The sequence below is a fragment of the Agrobacterium sp. Azo12 genome (assembly GCF_029193765.2).
Taxonomy (GTDB): Bacteria; Pseudomonadota; Alphaproteobacteria; order Rhizobiales; family Rhizobiaceae; genus Agrobacterium.
This window is the reverse complement of the sequence record NZ_JARFYO020000003.1, coordinates 582077-599881: the sequence shown is the minus strand read 5'-3', so window position 1 is coordinate 599881 and position 17805 is coordinate 582077. Positions and strand designations below refer to the sequence as shown.

Sequence of the window (17805 nt, the reverse complement as noted above, 5' to 3'; positions counted from 1 at the left end):
ATGCTCCAGAAAGCAACGCTGACAGTCCACGAGCCAATCTCTGACCAAGCCACAGGCAGTGTGCTGTTTGTCACTGCGGTTCGTCTGCGGCGGGGACCTCGCGGTTTGCAGCTTGATGACCAGACCAGTGCCGGTCTGGTTCGCCACGCCGAAAACTTCCGGCAGGTAAAATTCGCGGGCATCGTTCTGGAAGGTGATCGCGAAGAGAATACGTCGACGACATGGATCGATGTCGTGGACCTGCCTTGTTATGACCAACTCAAGTTCATCGAACTGCCCTTTGCTTACAAGGCAAAGGATTTTGCGCGGACCTATCGCAAGACAAGAGCGTTGCTGAAAGAAGAGATCCGTAGCGCCGATCATCTCTGCTTTACCGTCGGTTACCTCATCGGTGACTGGGGCGCCATTGCTGCACTGGAAGCCAATGCGCAGGGGCGCAAATTCGCCATCTGGTTTGACCGCGTCGAGCATGATGTCATTCTGCGCACATTATCAGCGCATCGGTTACGCAGACGCATCAAAGAACGCGCAACCCTGCCATTGATGAAATGGTACCATCGTTATCTGATCGGGCGAAGCACACTCGGGCTTTTCCAGGGACGTGATACCTACGACACCTATTCTGGGGCGTCTTCCAATCCCCATTGCATGTACGACGTTCATACCCAGGAAACGGACCAGATCAACGAGCACACGCTGGACCAAAAAATCGAGAGAATTCTATCTCTTGCACCGATACGTGTTTCCTATGTCGGTCGCGCAGCTCCGATGAAAGGCCCGGAAGACTGGGTATCGGCACTGGCAATTGCCGCTCAGGGCAACCCGTCGATAGAAGCCTGCTGGACCGGTGACGGACCATTGCTCGATGTGATGGAAGGCATGATCCAGAAAAATCATTTGCAGGACAAGGTGAAGCTTGCCGGTTACGTCGGTGATCGGGAGGCTTTGTTGCACGCTCTGCGCGACAGCGATATTTTTGTGTTCTGCCACAAGACTGCCGAGTCACCGCGCTGCCTTATCGAAGCACTGGTTTGCGGCAGCGCCCTTGTCGGATATCACTCCCCCTATGCGGAGGATCTGGTCTCTGAACATGGCGGCGGCGCCCTTGTCCCTCGTGATGACATCGAGGCTCTGGGCCGTCAAATAACCGAGTTGAACAATGATCGCGCCAAACTCGCGCAACTCGTGAGCGCGGCTGCCATTTCCGGAAAACGCTTCGATGAAAGGTCAATCTATCAGCGTCGGGCAACCCTGCTGAAGAGCTATGCATGAGGCGGCTTGCGCTCTTGTCGACTGCCGTCGTTGTGGTGTGCGTCACAGGTCTGATGGTCATGACATCTGCAATTTCGACATCTTCCAGCAGCGAGGAGCCGACGGTGTATCCAGTACTGCCAGCGCCCGGCGAAATGGACGCAAAACGCCATATCTTCGTTTCCGGGCATAGTTTGACCCCTCGCCCGATGCTGGAATTCATGAGCCAGATCTCTGCGGCAGTGGAAATGCCAATCGTCTGGAACAGCCAAAATCTCAACGGATCCTCCATCAAGGACAGGTCTTTCGGACGTGACGAAAGTCGCGCCTGGAGTGGATTTGATACAGGGACAGATGCAAATGGCGAAACGATAGACGCCCTTGCAGAAATGCAATCTTCGTCAAAGGCAGATGCCGGCAAGTACGATATTCTGCTGATCACCGAGCAACATCGGCTGCTGGATTCACTCCTCTGGCAACAGACCGAGACCTATCTGCGCGCCTATCAGGAACGGTTCATACAATCCAACCCTGAGGGAGAGGTCTTCTTCTTTACGCCCTGGATCAGCCTTTCCGACAAGAACAATGCAAGCGACTGGATTGAATACGAACGCGCCGCCATGCCGGTGTGGCAGTGTGTGGTTGCTAAGGTCAACGACCAGCCATTAAATCAAGGCCACGCCCATCCTATTCGCATCGTGCCAGCGTCGCTAGCTCTGGCAGATCTTGTCGGTCATCTCATTGCAAACCCATCGACATCAGGCTTTGCAAATGAGAGCCCCCGCAAGATTGTCGACACCTTTTTCGAAGACGATGTGCACCTCACTGCGGCTGGCAACTATTTCATCGCCGCACTGACCTTTCAGGCAATCTACGGCGAATTGAAAGCTGACGACATCCCGTCTAGCCTTGCAGACGACAAGGCACGCACTCTCCGTAAACTTGCAGCAGATTTTCTGGCGCGATACCGCACTGACAACCCGACTTTCGACAGCAAGGCCTGCGGTGACGGACCCAGCCTGTCGTTTATCTTCAAATACACAAGCTACATAGAACGGACCTATGCCCGGCCAGAAAAGGGATATGTCGCGGCGAACGTGAAGAGATTTCGCGACATGTTGCGCTTCATGCGTCAACTCTAGACCAGATCACACTTGATAACATGTGAGCCTGCACCCGGCAGGCTCACATCAAAGCTCTTCTAGCGCCTCTTGGCACCAACCAGCAGAGACTGCTTGCCAAGCAAAGCTGCGAAGGGTGAAAAGACCTTCTTCATCCGCGAACGGTCGGCTCTGTTCAAGACAACGCCTGCGATCTTCTCATGAACCGTCGGATTCATAACCATTGCCGTCTGAAGCATCACACCTGTCAGTTTGCCCCAATCGACGATGAGGATAAATTTATCGACGACCTGCGCGGCATTTTGAAGATCGCCAAGTGCCACAAGTGGCGGCAGATCGAAGATCACCAGATCGTAGTCTTTGAAAATTGCCGAGAGTTTCGGCATTGTCTCAGACCAGAAAAGCTGTGTCGTCACATCCATATCACTCTGATCGCCAAGACGCAGAAATGCGAAGCCCGCCGTCTGATCTTTCTCAATGAGGGACGCAATGTCAGCGTCTGCACCGTTGGCCAGATCCAGTTTTTCCGTTTTGTCTACAGAAGAAACGAGAAGATGGGAGAGCGACTTGCGGTAGGGATCAGCATCAATGAGAAGAACTTTTTTCCCAGCTCTTGCTTTCATGACGGCGAAATTACCGGCGATGGTCGTCTTGCCCTCTTCGGAAATGGTCGAGGTAAAACCGACAATATTCGGGCCTTTTGCCTCTACGCTCGTAACAACAGTGTCGAGGTGGCGTAAAGTATGCCAAAGCCCACTCGAAGGCTGGTTGGCAACCGAGTACAACAGATCAACCTTGTTTTTGCGACGTTTTCTCGGCAGCGTCGGCACGAGACCCATGCAGGGCTTGCCCACGATTTCCATAATCTGTTCAGGGCTACGGATCCGCTTGTCAAAAAACGCCAGCACAAGAGAAATAACCGCTCCGAGCGAAACCCCGATAATGGCAGCCAGGACGATGATGAAGATGCCACGAATGTCGCTTTTGTGGACTGGCGGCAATGCCTCGGAAACGACCTGTGCCTTTGGCCCGACTTCCTGCAAACGCTCACGCAGCCAGCTACTTGCCGTTTCTGCGGCCTCAAGCCGGTCCTGCTCCAGCTTTGCCAGATAGGTTTCCGTAACGGTGTTTGCGACTGTCGCGGCGCGCTCTGCTGTTTCGGCCGTATATCTGATGCTGACCAGGTTGCTCATGCCCAGCCGTTGAACGTCCAAGGCCCTTCTGAAATCGTCGAGGGCCTCCGCCTCCTGGATAAGCTTGGCAGTCCGCTCTGCCGATGGCGGATTTTCTGCGGTGGCGGGTGAGCTGTCGATGATCTGCAATTTTGAGAGAACGTTCATCAGCACGGAGTCCGACGAGATTATCCGCATCTGCGTTTCGAGAAATGTCGGATCAAACTGCAACTCGGCAAAAAACGCGTCATCTCGGCTCATTGTCAATCGCAGATTGGTAATGTTCAGCGTCGATGATGCCGTATAGGCCGCGGGTCGATATTGAACGAATGCGACAGCGGCTGCAGACAACAATGCCGCAATCAAGATGATCAAAAAGATACGGTTGCGTATCGCTTTCACCATCCAGCGCCAGTCATATGTATTGTCCGTCGATATCGGAAGTGACGGGATAGAATGGGTCTGCATGTTACGCGATAACATCATGTTTGCACCTGTCTGAAGACATCAAGACTGCAGCTGCCATCCCCGCCACATCGCCTAAACACGCACGAATTGATCGTATTATGTCAGGTCTTGTCGGCGAAACCGGCGCGCTTCCCCTACATCGATTTATTACCTGAAAGCTCCACCTTGATTATGTCTCCAGGCAGGATTGGAGTAACCTCGGTCGCCGAGATTTGCTGCATCTGCGCATCCCGGCCCCTGATGATTGTAAACTGCAAGCGCGGCAGCTCTTCCCGCTGTCTTGCTGTCTTGAATTGCTCCGTCTGCAGCGCCGCACCGGTTACCAATTGGCTCAATGAAGTGAGCTGTTCATCAATCTCACGCATCATCGATCTTGCCCGCTGAAGACCTTCCTGAGCCGCCGTTTTACGGGTGCTGCCCAGCGTCTCAATGCGCAGCAATGCTTCCTGCACAGCGCGCTCGGCTCTGACTTTTTCGAACTCTAATAGGCGCTGTTCTCGCTGAATATCGAACAGATCCCGCTGCAACGGCAAGCGACGGTTCGTAGCCAGGCCGGAATTCTCTAGTCTGGTCGCTTTTTCGACTTCGACCTGATACTCGGCAAGCTTGCTCGAGACAGTTTCAAGCTGCATCGCAATCGATGCTATTTCCGTTTTATGCAACTCGACCATCGCGCCCAGGGTTTTGGCCTGGTTTTCGTAGCTGTTGTTATTGGCTGTGAATAACTCTCGTTGTTCATCCAAGGCGCGCGCATAGGATGGCGCTGCATCAGGGGGCGTTGGAGGAAAACCACGTTCGCCGACTTCAGCTTCGTATCGAACCTGTTCGGCCAGCAGCGTAGCTTTTCTCAATTCAGCAACATTCAGCTCTCCAACCCCGTTGATCGAGGTGCGTGCAAGATCCCACTCTGAATAGCCAACAGCGCGATAAGCTCCACCTGCGATGCTCATGGCATTCAACACCAGCATTTCGGGCCTGAATGCATATTCGCCGGGGGATGTGACCGATCCCAGAATATAAAATGGTCTGTAACCAACCACATCAATGGAAACGTCTGGAAGTTGGCGCTGATTTGCTTTCAGCTTCAGTTTTTCCGCAACTGCAGCTGCCAGCTGTGCTGGCTCTAGGCCACGCGCCTGGACTTCACCGATCAGTGGCAGCGCTACACTGCCGTTTGCGCCAACCGACAGTTCAACATTGAGTATAGGCCATTCCGCTACGTAAACACGCAACTTGTCCTGAACATCGAGCTTGTATTCCGTTGCCATGGACGGCGCTAACGACAGAAAATATACCACCAGCCAAGATAATATAAATTTTAATGTATTCGCGGGTGTTCGAAAAAATAAGATTGCATGTTCGAATTTTACACAATTACACATTCGAACTCCTGTTAGCACATATTTTTATGTAATCTCGTACGCGGAATTTCGGTAGAATTTTCAGACCATGAGAATTAATACATAATGTATTACGCATGTTTGTTGAGTAAATACAAAACGAATCAGAAAATCAACGAAAGTATTGATAATTCGACGTGTCAATATTGAAATATTCGCTTTGGCGCGCGCGTTGACGTGTTGCCACACCAATCACCAAGCCAAATGTCATTGCCAGCAAATACTGGATTTCCTTGGTGAATATGATCCATTCGAATCCAGAGTGGACGTAGGCGACGAACATCGCGATCGCGCACCCCAGCAGAATCTGGCCTTCTGTTTTGTCGTGATTTCGAAAGCCGGCTACAAATGCAAGCAGCATCGGCGTGAACACCATCAGACAAAAAGCAACCATACCAAGGTAGCCGGTCTCGGCGCCGGCCAACATGTAGGCGTTGTGCACGATGGCGCGCCGGTTTCCTTCAGATGGGTCCACGCCAGCACGGTCGGAGTAGCCCATGGATTGGGCTGCATAGACGTAATGGTTTGCGCCAACCCCCATCGGGAAATCGTGAAGCATGAAAAGAGCCGCCTGATTAAAGGCCGCACGCTCGTCATAGGCGTCTTCATGGAGCGGACTTGCTTCAAAGCGTTTTTCGAATGTCGACACAGCGACCGGCAGCAGCATGACTGCCACCAGAACCGCACCACCGACGACGGCGATCTTGCGTCTGGTCAGTCCGATAAGCGCCATTAGCGCGAACGTCAGGGCAATTCCAAAACCGGCCATTCCCAACGAGGCGCGCGACGCGGTGAAGATCAATATCGTCAACATGACGAGCACCGACCCAACCAGATAGAGCAGGTTCTTGCGGCCCGACAACAGCATGACAAGGTGCGGGAAAAGCACGAAGTGCACCGACATGCCCAAAGTGTTCTGATGCACAAAAAGCCCGGTATTCTGTGGAAGGCCCAACCCGAAACGCTGCCAGACAACTGCGATGAACTGGCCGACAATCCCGATCATCATGCCTTTGTAAATCAGCGACGGAACTTCCTCGTAGGCGCTGGCCCTGGCAACAACAACGACGATCAGGAACATCCTGAGATATTGCCAGACGCCGAAAAATGCAGCCATTGGCTCAGGCGCCTGCGTGACCGAAAGCATCAGAACACATATATAGATAAGCATCGGCACATAATAAGCTTTGGGCGAATGCTGCGTTGGCAAGATCAGCAAAGCTATGAGGGCCATGAAATCGAGAATGGAAACTTCCATTCCCATGACAAAACCGCTCCACTCCTCCCAGGATACTATGCCAATATCCAGAAGAGGTACCGCAGTCAGGTAAAATGGAAAACTTCCGAATGATATCCAGAATATTCTTGACACAAAAGCGTATCGTCTCACCAATAAACTTATTGGAAAAATGCTGAGTAACAGAAGAGCGGCAAATGCAAACTTCAAAACTGTATCTCTGACGATTAACAATGTTGCTATCAGTCAATACAATTAACACATAGCTTGCGACATGAAAGGTCTTTGGTGCCGTGAGATTATTTTATTTGATAATTGTCTTAACGTGCATTTTAACAGCACCTTTTTCTGCTTCATCTAAAGCATTGGCGAGCAGCGGAATTCGTATTCACGAAATTACCATGGCTGCCCCGGATATCATCGCAGTCGAAATTCGAGACATGGATTTTCGTGTTGGCCGTATCATTGAACTTGATGCGCCTGCATCTGCATCCGTCGGCTCCTGGATTTCTTACAAAGACGAATGGGGCATGGTTATCGGGCCAGATCGTCGACATCTGCGCATCTCCGACACCCCACCCGACCAATTTCTTGATCGCGCGAAGTTTCTGAAGCAAAGCAATTATCAGCTGGACGGCGCATCACGCGTTGTGGCCGTCTACCGAAAATCCGTGCCCTACAGTTCTGGTTTTTATCGCGGCGACACCGGCGCAACGGAAACAGGCGCCTCGTTCAAACACACATTTTATCTCAAACTGGATCAGCCACTCAGCGAAGGGAAACATACGATAACGTGGCCCGAGGGTGTATTTCCACCAACGGATTTTGTCTTCGACACGCTCCAGACACGCGCAATTGCTTTGCGTTCCACCTTTGTGGGACACAGGCCGGAAGACCCTTCCAAAATTGCCTATCTGGCATTGTGGCTGCCGGAAGGACCAGAGCACGGCGCAGTGGACTTCCGCAAATACGGCATCGATACTTTCTCGCTCATTGATGAGACCGGCCTAGAGGTTTTCACGGCTCCGGTCAGTCTTCGCAGCCAGCCCGACGATCCCGAGCCGTCAAACGGGCTTCCTCAGCCACTCATCGATTACGCAGAAGGCGTACCCTTTCCGGTTACGGCCATTCGTCCGGGAGCAGAACCCTACATTATGGCGCCGGGCCACGAACTGCAGACCGGGCAACGCGTCGCGCTTCAGCGACTGCGTGGCGAACAGGATGCAAAAGCCGTGTTTGCAACAATTGCAAGCACTGACGCCGACGGCTTCACTTTAAGCGATGTCAGCGAACCGCTGCCTGATGTGATCGAACCCGGAGCAAATGTCTCACTGACCTATAAATCGAACCGCGCCGGAACGTTCGTGTTTGAGCTGGATTATTCCGCATGGAACAATCCGGGCAAATACCGCCTGCGCCTGCCTGGCATTGGTGTGAGTGACACATTCGAGATTGCTGACGACCGCTGGATGGCGTTGGCCCGCAATGGCATTGGCGGGCTTTACAATCATCGCAGCGGCATCCCGCTCGATAACCGTTTTGGGTTTGAACGTCCGGAGGCTTTCCGCCCCGGCCCAAAACTGCAGATATTAGAAAGTAACCTGCCACTTGTCTGGACGCCGAACTGGTACAACGGTTTTGTGCCGTTTGAGGAGGGTTCAAATGCCTCCTGGGTTACGACCAATGTTGCGCCCGATGACTATTGGGGCGGTTACATGGATGCAGGAGACTGGGACAGGCGCATTCAGCATCTGTCAGTTTCAGATGCATTCCTTGAACTTGACGAGTTTCTTCCCGCGAACAAACGCGCAAAACCGCTCGGGATTCCAAAATCAAGTGAACTTTTGCCGGGTTATGAGAGCCTCGACGGCGCACCAGACCTTCTACACGAAGCGGTCTGGAACATTGATTTTTACCGACGCCTTCAACTGCCGGACGGAAGTGTACGCGGCGGCATTGAAAGTACCGGGCATCCATTATCCGGTTCGACGAGCTTTCTGGAGCACCTGAAGATATTCACCTATGCGCCGGACCATATCTCTACTTACAGATATGCGGCATCGGCTGCGCGACTTGCCCGCTTGCTGCGAGAAGCCGGTCAGCAAGACCTGTCGGAAACCTATCGCCAGAGCGCGCTGAAAGCCTGGGATGCCGCAGAACGAGGCTTCGAGAACCCGGACGAATTCTACGCCAGATCGATCGAGGCAGGAACGAAGGCCGGCGCGTTTTCTGCCATATCGTGGGAAGACCGCAAGGCCGCGTTGCAGAAAGATGCAGAAGGACCGCGCATTGCGGCAGCGGCTTCGCTGTTCAGGCTCGACAACAATCCATCCTTCGCCACCTTGGTCGAAACCGCGTGGAAAAAAGAGGGAGACGTTTATTTCCAGAAAGGCGATGGCGCCTGGGACTATCACCAAAGCGGTCATGCCGACCCAACATTGCGTGACCAGATTGAAAAAGCCTTTGTCCGCGAGGCCGGCACGCTTCTTTCTGTGCAATCGTCACTGGCCTATCCAAGCATGAAACATCCTTATGCGCCAGCAGGCTGGGGACAAGGCGGCCCGCCCGATTTCGGTCAAACCCTGCTCCTGTTCCGCGCCTATCAGATCAGCGGTGATGTCCAGATCATTCGCCTGTTGCAGCAAACCATGCATGGCCTGCACGGCGCAAACCAGCTTGGTATCAGCTTTACGACCGGGATCGGCCCTAGACAGATCGAGCATCCTTTGCACGAAGATCATCGCGCCATGGGCGTGGCGCCGCCACCTGGGATAACCATCTATGGCTGGGCGCCACAAAACGCCTCTGCATATGGCTGGGTTTTTGGGCCCTCATGGTCGCCTCTGGCAGAAGTGGGACGCCCCGACGCGGTTGCGCAGCGCAAGGTGGAGCCAGATCGCTTTGCCCTGCCCTTCTTCGAATACCTGATCGAACATCCAGCCATCGTTATTCAGCAGGAATACACTGTCGATCAAACCATCGGTCCGGTGACATTCATAGCGCTGTTTCTGGATGCAATTTAGGACGGTCACCCACTGGAATTCAACAGAGCTTGGGATTGTAGAATAAACGGATGACACACTTCGTAAAAACCAAGCTTCAAGATTCTGCCGCCTCCATCAAGCTAAAGGCGCTAATAAAGACAGCGATCCTTGAAGCCTCCTCTTTATGGACAGCCAGTGGCCTATACAAAAAATCAACAATGCACGGAGTCATTTTTACGCTGCACCATGTCCGACCAAGCCAGCCCGGCAGCAATCCATCGCAGAAAAACCTGGAAATCACGCCTGATTTTCTTGATCTGGTGATCAGCACACTCCGCGATTTGGGATATCGATTTATACGGCTTGAGGAGCTTGAAACGGCAGCGAAAGATCCCTCTGCCCAACCATTCGCTGTGTTCACATTGGACGATGGATATCGCGACAACGTGACATACGCGCTTCCAGTGTTCGCCCGACATCAGGTTCCCTTTACAATATTTGCATGCTCAGGCTTCATTCAACGGACCCACAGCATGTGGTGGGAAACGGCCTTTGAACTCACGCAACAAGGGCATTCTTTGCAGTTCGATTTCGGTGACGGCCGCGAGCAGGTAAGTTTGGCATCGCCAGACGCCAGAGACGCCGCATATCAACGCCTGTCGCGTTTCATTATGAACTCTGATGAAGCAAACGCCATCGACAGGCTCAATCAGGCGGCATCAGATTGCGGTATTGATCCTATGAAGCCCGTTGACGAGACGATCCTCGATGAGGCCGAACTCATAGCACTTTCTCGCCACCCACTGGCCACGATCGGCGCGCACTCCGTCAGTCATCGGGCAATGGCCAGGTTGACCCACGATGAACTGACAGAAGAACTAACATCATCGCGCCATTACCTGGAAACTTTATTGTCTCAGGAAATCTGTACTTTCGCATTTCCCTACGGTCATCGTGCTGAGGCAGGACCAAGAGAGTTTGCGGCCGCAGGTGCCTCAGGCTTTAAATTGGCGGTTACCACAGTGCAGGCGCCAGTTTGCAATGAGGAGGTGACGTCGGCATTGCAACTTCCGAGAGTCAACATAGATGGTCGCTGGCAACGCCGCAGATATGTGGCCGCACTCGCATCGGGATTGCCGTTCCGGGTATTGGGAACCTTCGCCAACAGTCGATGACTGGATCTTGTTGGCAACAGTAGGTGTAATTATGAACACCTTAAATATTTCAGAGAGATAATACTGCTTGCCGCTCGTAATTATTTTACATATTGAATAACACACCACCATTAGACGCTTGGGTTGAGGCCGAAGTTTATGAGCATGATTTCACCGGTGCTTTGGCTTTTCTCTATATGTACTGCGATCCCCACGGCTCTGTATGGAATAGAAGTTTCCATGTCTTTCCTGAGACGGCAAGTTGCACCAACTCCTGCCGAACGCCTCCCAGCCGTCATCATTATTCCAGCCCATGATGAAGAAGAGGGAATTGCAAGAACGGTGGTCAGCGTAACTTCGCAAAGGCGCCCATTCGACCGGCTTTTGGTTGTCGCCGACAATTGCACTGATGCCACGGCTGAAATAGCAAGAGCCGCTGGCGCCGAGGTGCTGGAGCGAACTGATCTTAAGCTTCGTGGCAAGGGTTATGCACTGGATGCGGGATTGCAGGCCATTGCGCAAAATCCACTACCCTTCGTGGTTTTTATTGATGCGGACTGCATAATCGAGGCGGGTGGGCTCGACGCGCTCGTCAGGGCATCAAATGCCCAGAGTGGAGCAGTTCAGGCCGTCAATCTGATGCTTGCGCCGACCGGTGCGAGCATCGGGACCAAAGTTGCCGAGTTTGCTTTTCTGATCAAAAACAAAGTACGGCCAAAGGGGCTGGCGCGCATGGGCGTCGGATGCCAGCTCACCGGGACCGCCATGGCGTTCCCGTGGGCCCTTATTCGCGGTGTGAACGTCGCGAGCGGAAACCTCGTTGAAGATATGAAGCTGGGACTTGATCTCACGCTGGTCGGAAAGCCACCGACACTCTGCGAGACATCATATATCTATAGCTTTTTTCCGCAATCCAAGACTGGAGCGGCAACCCAACGGCAACGTTGGGAAAGTGGGCATATTGCGACCATCTCAGAAGCGTTTCGCGCTTTGCCCAAGGCTCAAATCCTCAAAGAGCCGAAACTGGCGCTTTGGATGCTGGATCTACTTATCCCACCTTTGAGCCTGCTTCTTTTGAGCTTGGTCATTGTCGGCATGACTGAAATCGGCCTGATCATTTCATTCGATATGCCCGCTGGCCCATTCACAGTGACAATGCTTGCACTTATGTGGCTGCTCGGAACAACAAGTTTGGCGTGGCTAAAGTACGGAATGACAGCTTTACCGCCTAAAGACCTTATCCAGGTCCTGCCCTACGTCTTCAGTAAAATACCTCTCTATCTTACCATAATTGGTGGTCGGCAGAACAAAAGCTGGATCAGAACAGACCGTTCCAACGGCAGCGAACCTTTTTAATATAGTCATGCTTACTAACTACACGCGCGGTTCGACGACAAACGTAATTATCATTAGTAATACTAAGTACATCAAAAGACGTCGATAAATTTATTATTTAGTAGCCTCCCCTCTCTCCGAGTAGCGATGAGATAGCATCATGCATCTCAAATAAGAAATTCCAGACGACAAACAATTTCTTTCACAACGAAATTGTATTGACTCGCTTCACAACAATACTGCATTATTAATAATTGCTTAACTAAATATAAAATTACAAAACGCATAATTTTTTTCGGGGGGAACGACGATGGAAAATGTGTCGATTAATGCCGACGCGTGGGAAGTCAAACAACGGTTTCTGGATGTTCCGTACAACACTTTACGGTTTCATGAGGTTATTGCCGCAATTGAGGGCGTCAAACACACCGACGGTTTTTTTTACATCGTTACTCCGAACGTCGATCATGCCGTTAGATTACGCGGCGATAACATCCTGCAGAACATTTACGAACAGTCCTGGCTTTCTCTATGCGATAGCAAGCCTATTTCCTGGATGGCGAAATCCCTGTCTTTTCCGTTGCCGCTCGTTACCGGCTCAGATCTGACGGCATGTCTTTTTCATGAGGTAATTCAGCCAGGGGACCGCGTTACTTTGATCGCTCCTTACGAGGAGGTCGCACAGCGCATGATTGAACGGTTCCCGGACGTCCACATTACCTACCACGTGCCGCCACGTAATGTGATCACCAATGAAGAGGCGATGCGTGCCTGTGCAGAATTTGCCGCCCGGGACAAGCCAAACTTCATATTCATTGCTGTTGGCTCACCACAGTCTGAGCTGATCGCTTACGAAATATCACACACAGCAGGCTCAACCGGCGTTTGCATCTGTTGTGGGGCATCTTTGGAATTCATCACAAACCTTCAGACAAGGGCGCCATTCGTCATGCAGAAATTCGGGTTTGAATGGCTCTATCGACTGATGTCCGATCCCCGCAGGCTCTGGCGCCGCTATGTCTATGCGGTCCCGCCGCTTGTTCGGATGTTTGCCGCGGAAGCCATGATGCGCTCAAAATCCCGGCAGCGGGCAAGATCGGAAAAGAATATCGTCGAAAAACAGCTTGAAAAGCACAAGACCGCTTGAAAGCGATCATTTCCTGAACGCGAAGGCCGAGACGCCTCAGCGCCTCTATTATGGCTGCCGTTTTATCATCGAGAAAAACCGCTGATCCTCGAAGCGTCGCACGCTCGCGCGATGGATCAACTGAGCGGCGACAACAACAAACGGAACTGGCCAAACCAGGCACAGAAGCAGCCCCACAACATACCTGCCCCAGGGCAGTCTTCGCCGTGCAGATTCAACTGAGTTTGCGATGGCAAAAATAGATGCGATCATCAAATACAGGATCCCAGCTATCGTCATACCAATACCTTCCCGTCACAGCCAGAATGACAACGCCCCCGCGTCAAGTACTCACCTAGCCAAAGTAGCTAAAGCACGATTCGGCATCTGTTAGAAATACCAGCCGTGCCTTTCGCGAAGCTTGGTAATTACGCACTGTGGCTTTTTCATTGCGAAATTTTTGCTTTTTCAGTGGAGAGCCTCCCCTTTTTTAGGGGGCTGGAGATAGGCAAGAGGCTTCGCCAGGGATCGCCGGCAAGCATCCAGATGCCACCAACGCCTGATGATCGCAGGTGGATGGGATGAAGCGGCGCGCGCGGATCTAACTGGCGCTGCTCGATCTGGTTACGGACATTGTGTGCTCGACGCACACAGTAAAACCCCGATCTGACCAGTTGATAGCAGTTAAACAATCAGATCGGGATGAGTGATAAGCGGCAACGCGTGGTTAGACGACGCTGCTGGAAATCAAATCCGCTTATCAGGCGGCCACGCTCACATCATCAAGCAGAAAATGCACGATGACGTATTTGGATTGGCTCACATTTCCACTTTCTGATTTTTCTTCAACGGTACCGCCATCGGCTGGATGCCAACGCTGATAATGCGGGTTGTTCGCGATGAGCGTAATTGCCTTTCCTGCCGACTTGCCGTCGAGACGATAACGCGCCTCTGCAAGAGGCCAGATGCGCTCATAATCCTGTTGCAGCATTCGAACTTTTAAAGCCTTACGAAGAGCTTCCGGGTGAGAGGTCGGGTCATCTGAGGCATCTCCTGTGACATCAAGCGTCACCTCCTCAGCCCCCTGTAACAAGGAATTGTATTCTTCCGGCCACATTCGTTTCATGAAACTGCTCCTCCAAGCTTACTCCACACCATGAATGTAGCGCGTTTGAAACGGTAAGCAACGGCGATTTATCGTTGTTTTGCGGACAAAAAGTCGCGATCTGTTTCCGTTGGAAATAACCGTTCTGGACGACGGTCACATGTATTACGCGGCGACTTCTCAGGCGGTTCGACCAACGCATGCTACGTGAAAGTGCCGTCAGTCAGCCGCCACTGCGGCGGCGATGATGTCACGCAACCAGCGATGTGCGGGCTGAGAATCCGGCCTTTTATGCTAGCGCAGGCAGGTGGCGATGCGTGATGATGAGAAGGGCAGTTCGCGGATAACAAGACGGCCATCCGTGCTGATTGCCTCGGCGATAGGCCGCCGCATGACCACAAGCATTTTTTGTTGTTGCAAAGCGGTCGTGTAACCAAGCAATGGAATGCTGTGCCGAACGTCACGTCTAACCAAATGTTCTGCCAACCACATGAGGGTCGATCATCGTTCGACGCTATGCAGACCTAGAAGTATGCGTGGGCAAAGTTTGCCCACGCCGCCACGAGGATCACAATCGTGCGCCACCTGTTGCGTCAATCATCTGTCCTGTCGTCCAGCGGGCCTCTTCCGACGCAAGGAATGTGATGACATCAGCAATGTCATCGGCACGTCCCAGACGATTGAAGACCGACATCGCCTCGGCACCCGCACGTGCCTCCGGCATTGCCAGCCATTCGGCATTCATGTCTGTCTCAGTCACGCCGGGTCTGACCACATTGACGGTAATTCCGCGCTTGCCGAACTCCGGCGCAAGAGCAAGAGTAAGCGTTTCGAGAGCACCTTTTGATGCCGCATAGGCAGGGTGAGTTGGTGCTGCAACACGCGCAAAACCGGTCGAAACATTGATGATACGCCCATTGTCGCTGATATCATCAGCCACAGCCTGTATCAGGAAGAAGGGCGCTTTGAAGTTGATGGTCATCAACTCATCGAATGCAGCTTCGGTCGTGTCACCTATCGATGTTGCCGTTGCAATCCCGGCATTATTGACGAGAATATCAAGCACCGGTTTACCAGAAAACGCGATCGCAGCCTCCTTGAACTGCTGCCAGAGGCTGTCTGTCGCTTGCTTGCCCTTGCGCAGATCGGCGCCGATGGCCACCGCTTTTGCGCCCAGAGCTTCAATTTCACGCACAGTCGCCTGTGCGGCATCTGCATTGGCAGCATAGTGGACAGCGATAAGACCCGCACCTTGCCTGGCAAATGCCAGAGCGGCAGCCCGGCCGATGCCGCGGGAACTTCCTGTAATCAGGGCGGTTTTATTGGATAGCTTCTTGGACATAAATCACTCCGTTGCGATTTAACTAGCGAACGATATAATAAAACCGCTGAATGGCATGTCAATATTTATGTAGGGATCGATATAATAATGTCTGAAACGGTGCGGAAACGCGGCAGACCCCGCGTGCTCAATCGGGAAACCGGACTTGAGGTTGCAGCCAATCTGTTCTGGGAACGTGGCTACGAAGGCACATCGATTGCCGATCTCACCGCCGCCATGGGCATCACACCGCCATCGCTCTATGCAACCTTCGGCTCCAAGGAAGAACTGTTCCGCATGGCGCTCAACCACAGCATCAGCCAGCAAAACAGCCAACGCCTACAACTGCTTGACGCAAAAAGGCCCGTTTATGAGACGCTCAAATTATTCCTTTATGACATCGCCGAAGGAGACACCCAGCCAGACAAGCCGCGGGGCTGTATCGTCTCAACGGCCGTTTTGCAGCACTCGGAAGAAAACGCCTCAGTGGCCCGGACAACGGCAGCACTGCGCGAAGCCTCGATACAGGTTCTGAAGAGCAGATTTGACCGCGCAGTTAGCGAAGGTGAACTACCGGCCGGAACGGATACGGACACACTGGCCCGTTTCTATGGCGCTGTCATTCAGGGCATGTCCGCTCAGGCCTGCGACGGCGCATGTACGATAAGATTGAAGGCACTTGTCGATATCGCCCTGAATGCATGGCCCGGCAAGCGCTGACATTCGCCAAAGCCATCCTTTTCGCGAAGAGCGCGTTGTCATTCGAGTGTTTCGCCCAGAGTATCGGCAACAAAGGCGCCGCGCTGACCCATGGGTTTGGGCGAGCCGGTCGTCGTGTCGCGCGCAGTCTGGTGTTCCAGCTCTGCGTTTATCTGGGCACCGACGATCAGGATGATGACGGAAATCCACACCCACACCATCAGACCTATCAGGGCGCCAAGTGTTCCATATGTCGCATTATAATTCGCGAAATTTTCAAGGTAATAGGAGAAAAGCAGCGATGCGACGAACCATAGAGATGTACTGAACAAGACCCCCCAGTTGATCCACCTTAGTTTGGCTTGCTCACGGCTGGGGCCGAAGCGGTAAACTACGGTAATTCCGAAGCCGACGAACAGAATAAGGAACGGCCAGCGCACGAACCGGGCAAGCATTTCCTGCCACCGGTCAAGCCACAGATAGGTAAGAGCCGCCGGCAGAACGCCAATCGCCGCAATGATCACGATAACGACGATTAGGGCACCAAAAGTAAATGTCAGGGATAGCAGGTTGAGGCGAAAAAAATTACGCTTCTCGCTTTCCTGATAGGCCACATTCATCGCTTCGAATAGCGCTTTCATGCCACTATTGGCACTCCACAGGGCAATGATGAGACCGCTGACGAAAGCGATGCTCAGCGTTGAACTCTTTTGCTGGGCAAGCGCGTGCAACTGGCCAAGCAAGATGTCAAAGGACCCAGGCGGCAGGATCCGCGCCAGAAAGCTGATATGATCAACGATCGTCACCGGATCAGCGATAAAGCCGTAAAGCGCCACCAGTGCACCGAGGGCAGGAAACAGCGATAGAAGCAGGAAATAGGTAACGCCAGCTGCGATCAACGTGACGCGATCGACCATAAGCGCTTTGACGATACGCCAGAACACATCGCGCATGCCCTTTGCAGGGATTTCGTTGGGCGCATCTGCATCCCGTCCTATGGCCTTGTCGAGATCACGTTCCAAATATCTGCCTATCCATCATTCAAATGTTTCTCATCCACACCAACTGCCTCCAATGCGTTCCACATCAGCACCACCGCCCCCATTGATGGTGCACGCCCATGCATTAATCCGGGCTGGAAATCGACGGTGGGCGAATGTCCACCTCAGATTTTTTGCCGCTGTTGTCCTTGGCAAATTCCTCATCGGCGTGTTGATTGGCTTTGGTCGCCTCTTCGGCCTGCTGGTCGGTCATTTGGTGCTCTTTTTCAGCACGCAGCCAATGATCGTTGTGAAAACCGCTTTCGCGGCCCTCCTCCTCCCAGATTTTATAGGCCAGTTGGCGGATTTTTTCTTCCCTGTCGGTCATGACACTTCCTCCCTTATTATTACGTCCAACCCCGTCGAAACCGAGTTGTTCCGTATTCCAGAAG

General features: G+C 52.7%; 14 protein-coding genes. 7 read left to right on the top strand and 7 right to left on the bottom strand.

What is annotated here, in order from left to right:
- Complete coding sequence (locus PYL13_RS24805) at positions 1-1272, top strand: glycosyltransferase (protein ID WP_259148547.1); 1272 nt, start codon at positions 1-3, stop codon at positions 1270-1272.
- Positions 1269-2393, top strand: coding sequence for a hypothetical protein (locus PYL13_RS24800; RefSeq protein WP_275642633.1), 1125 nt, complete (start codon positions 1269-1271; stop codon positions 2391-2393). Before PYL13_RS24805 ends, PYL13_RS24800 begins: the two co-directional genes overlap by 4 nt.
- A 59-nt stretch (positions 2394-2452) precedes the next feature.
- Here PYL13_RS24800 and PYL13_RS24795 read toward each other — a convergent pair whose 3' ends face one another.
- From PYL13_RS24795 to PYL13_RS24785, 3 genes are all read right to left on the bottom strand, one after another.
- Positions 2453-4030: a nucleotide-binding protein gene (locus PYL13_RS24795; RefSeq protein WP_275642632.1), complete on the bottom strand. Its 1578-nt coding sequence runs from the start codon at positions 4028-4030 to the stop codon at positions 2453-2455.
- A 116-nt stretch (positions 4031-4146) separates the two neighbouring features.
- Positions 4147-5280: a polysaccharide biosynthesis/export family protein gene (locus PYL13_RS24790; RefSeq protein ID WP_275642631.1), complete on the bottom strand. Its 1134-nt coding sequence runs from the start codon at positions 5278-5280 to the stop codon at positions 4147-4149.
- Positions 5281-5524: 244 nt separating this feature from the next.
- Entirely contained in the window at positions 5525-6676 is a 1152-nt protein-coding gene (locus PYL13_RS24785) for an O-antigen ligase family protein (RefSeq protein WP_275642630.1), read from the bottom strand.
- A 374-nt stretch (positions 6677-7050) separates the two neighbouring features.
- Here PYL13_RS24785 and PYL13_RS24780 point away from each other — a divergent pair, with 374 nt between their 5' ends.
- From PYL13_RS24780 to PYL13_RS24765, 4 genes are all read left to right on the top strand, one after another.
- The gene (locus tag PYL13_RS24780; RefSeq protein ID WP_275642629.1) at positions 7051-9672 is read left to right on the top strand and encodes a glycoside hydrolase family 9 protein; all 2622 of its coding nucleotides are present in this window, start codon (positions 7051-7053) and stop codon (positions 9670-9672) included.
- A 50-nt stretch (positions 9673-9722) separates the two neighbouring features.
- Positions 9723-10808: a polysaccharide deacetylase family protein gene (locus PYL13_RS24775; RefSeq protein WP_275642628.1), complete on the top strand. Its 1086-nt coding sequence runs from the start codon at positions 9723-9725 to the stop codon at positions 10806-10808.
- A gap of 138 nt (positions 10809-10946) precedes the next feature.
- On the top strand, positions 10947-12143 hold the full coding sequence (locus PYL13_RS24770; RefSeq protein ID WP_275642627.1) for a glycosyltransferase family 2 protein: 1197 nt from the start codon (positions 10947-10949) through the stop codon (positions 12141-12143).
- A gap of 289 nt (positions 12144-12432) precedes the next feature.
- On the top strand, positions 12433-13269 hold the full coding sequence (locus PYL13_RS24765; protein ID WP_275642626.1) for a WecB/TagA/CpsF family glycosyltransferase: 837 nt from the start codon (positions 12433-12435) through the stop codon (positions 13267-13269).
- A 739-nt stretch (positions 13270-14008) separates the two neighbouring features.
- Here PYL13_RS24765 and PYL13_RS24760 read toward each other — a convergent pair.
- Complete coding sequence (locus PYL13_RS24760; protein ID WP_250984094.1) at positions 14009-14365, bottom strand: hypothetical protein; 357 nt, start codon at positions 14363-14365, stop codon at positions 14009-14011.
- A gap of 556 nt (positions 14366-14921) precedes the next feature.
- The gene (locus PYL13_RS24755) at positions 14922-15695 is read right to left on the bottom strand and encodes an SDR family oxidoreductase (protein ID WP_250984023.1); all 774 of its coding nucleotides are present in this window, start codon (positions 15693-15695) and stop codon (positions 14922-14924) included.
- Between the two features lie 87 nt (positions 15696-15782).
- Between PYL13_RS24755 and PYL13_RS24750 the strand changes: the two genes are divergently transcribed.
- Entirely contained in the window at positions 15783-16394 is a 612-nt protein-coding gene (locus PYL13_RS24750; RefSeq protein WP_275642625.1) for a TetR/AcrR family transcriptional regulator, read from the top strand.
- Between the two features lie 38 nt (positions 16395-16432).
- On the opposite strand, the gene PYL13_RS24745 is transcribed toward PYL13_RS24750, so the two are convergent.
- Positions 16433-17395, bottom strand: a complete 963-nt coding sequence (locus PYL13_RS24745; protein WP_275642624.1) for a YihY/virulence factor BrkB family protein — start codon at positions 17393-17395, stop codon at positions 16433-16435.
- Positions 17396-17498: 103 nt separating this feature from the next.
- Entirely contained in the window at positions 17499-17741 is a 243-nt protein-coding gene (locus PYL13_RS24740; RefSeq protein WP_275642623.1) for a DUF2934 domain-containing protein, read from the bottom strand.
- Between the last annotated feature and the right edge of the window lie 64 nt (positions 17742-17805).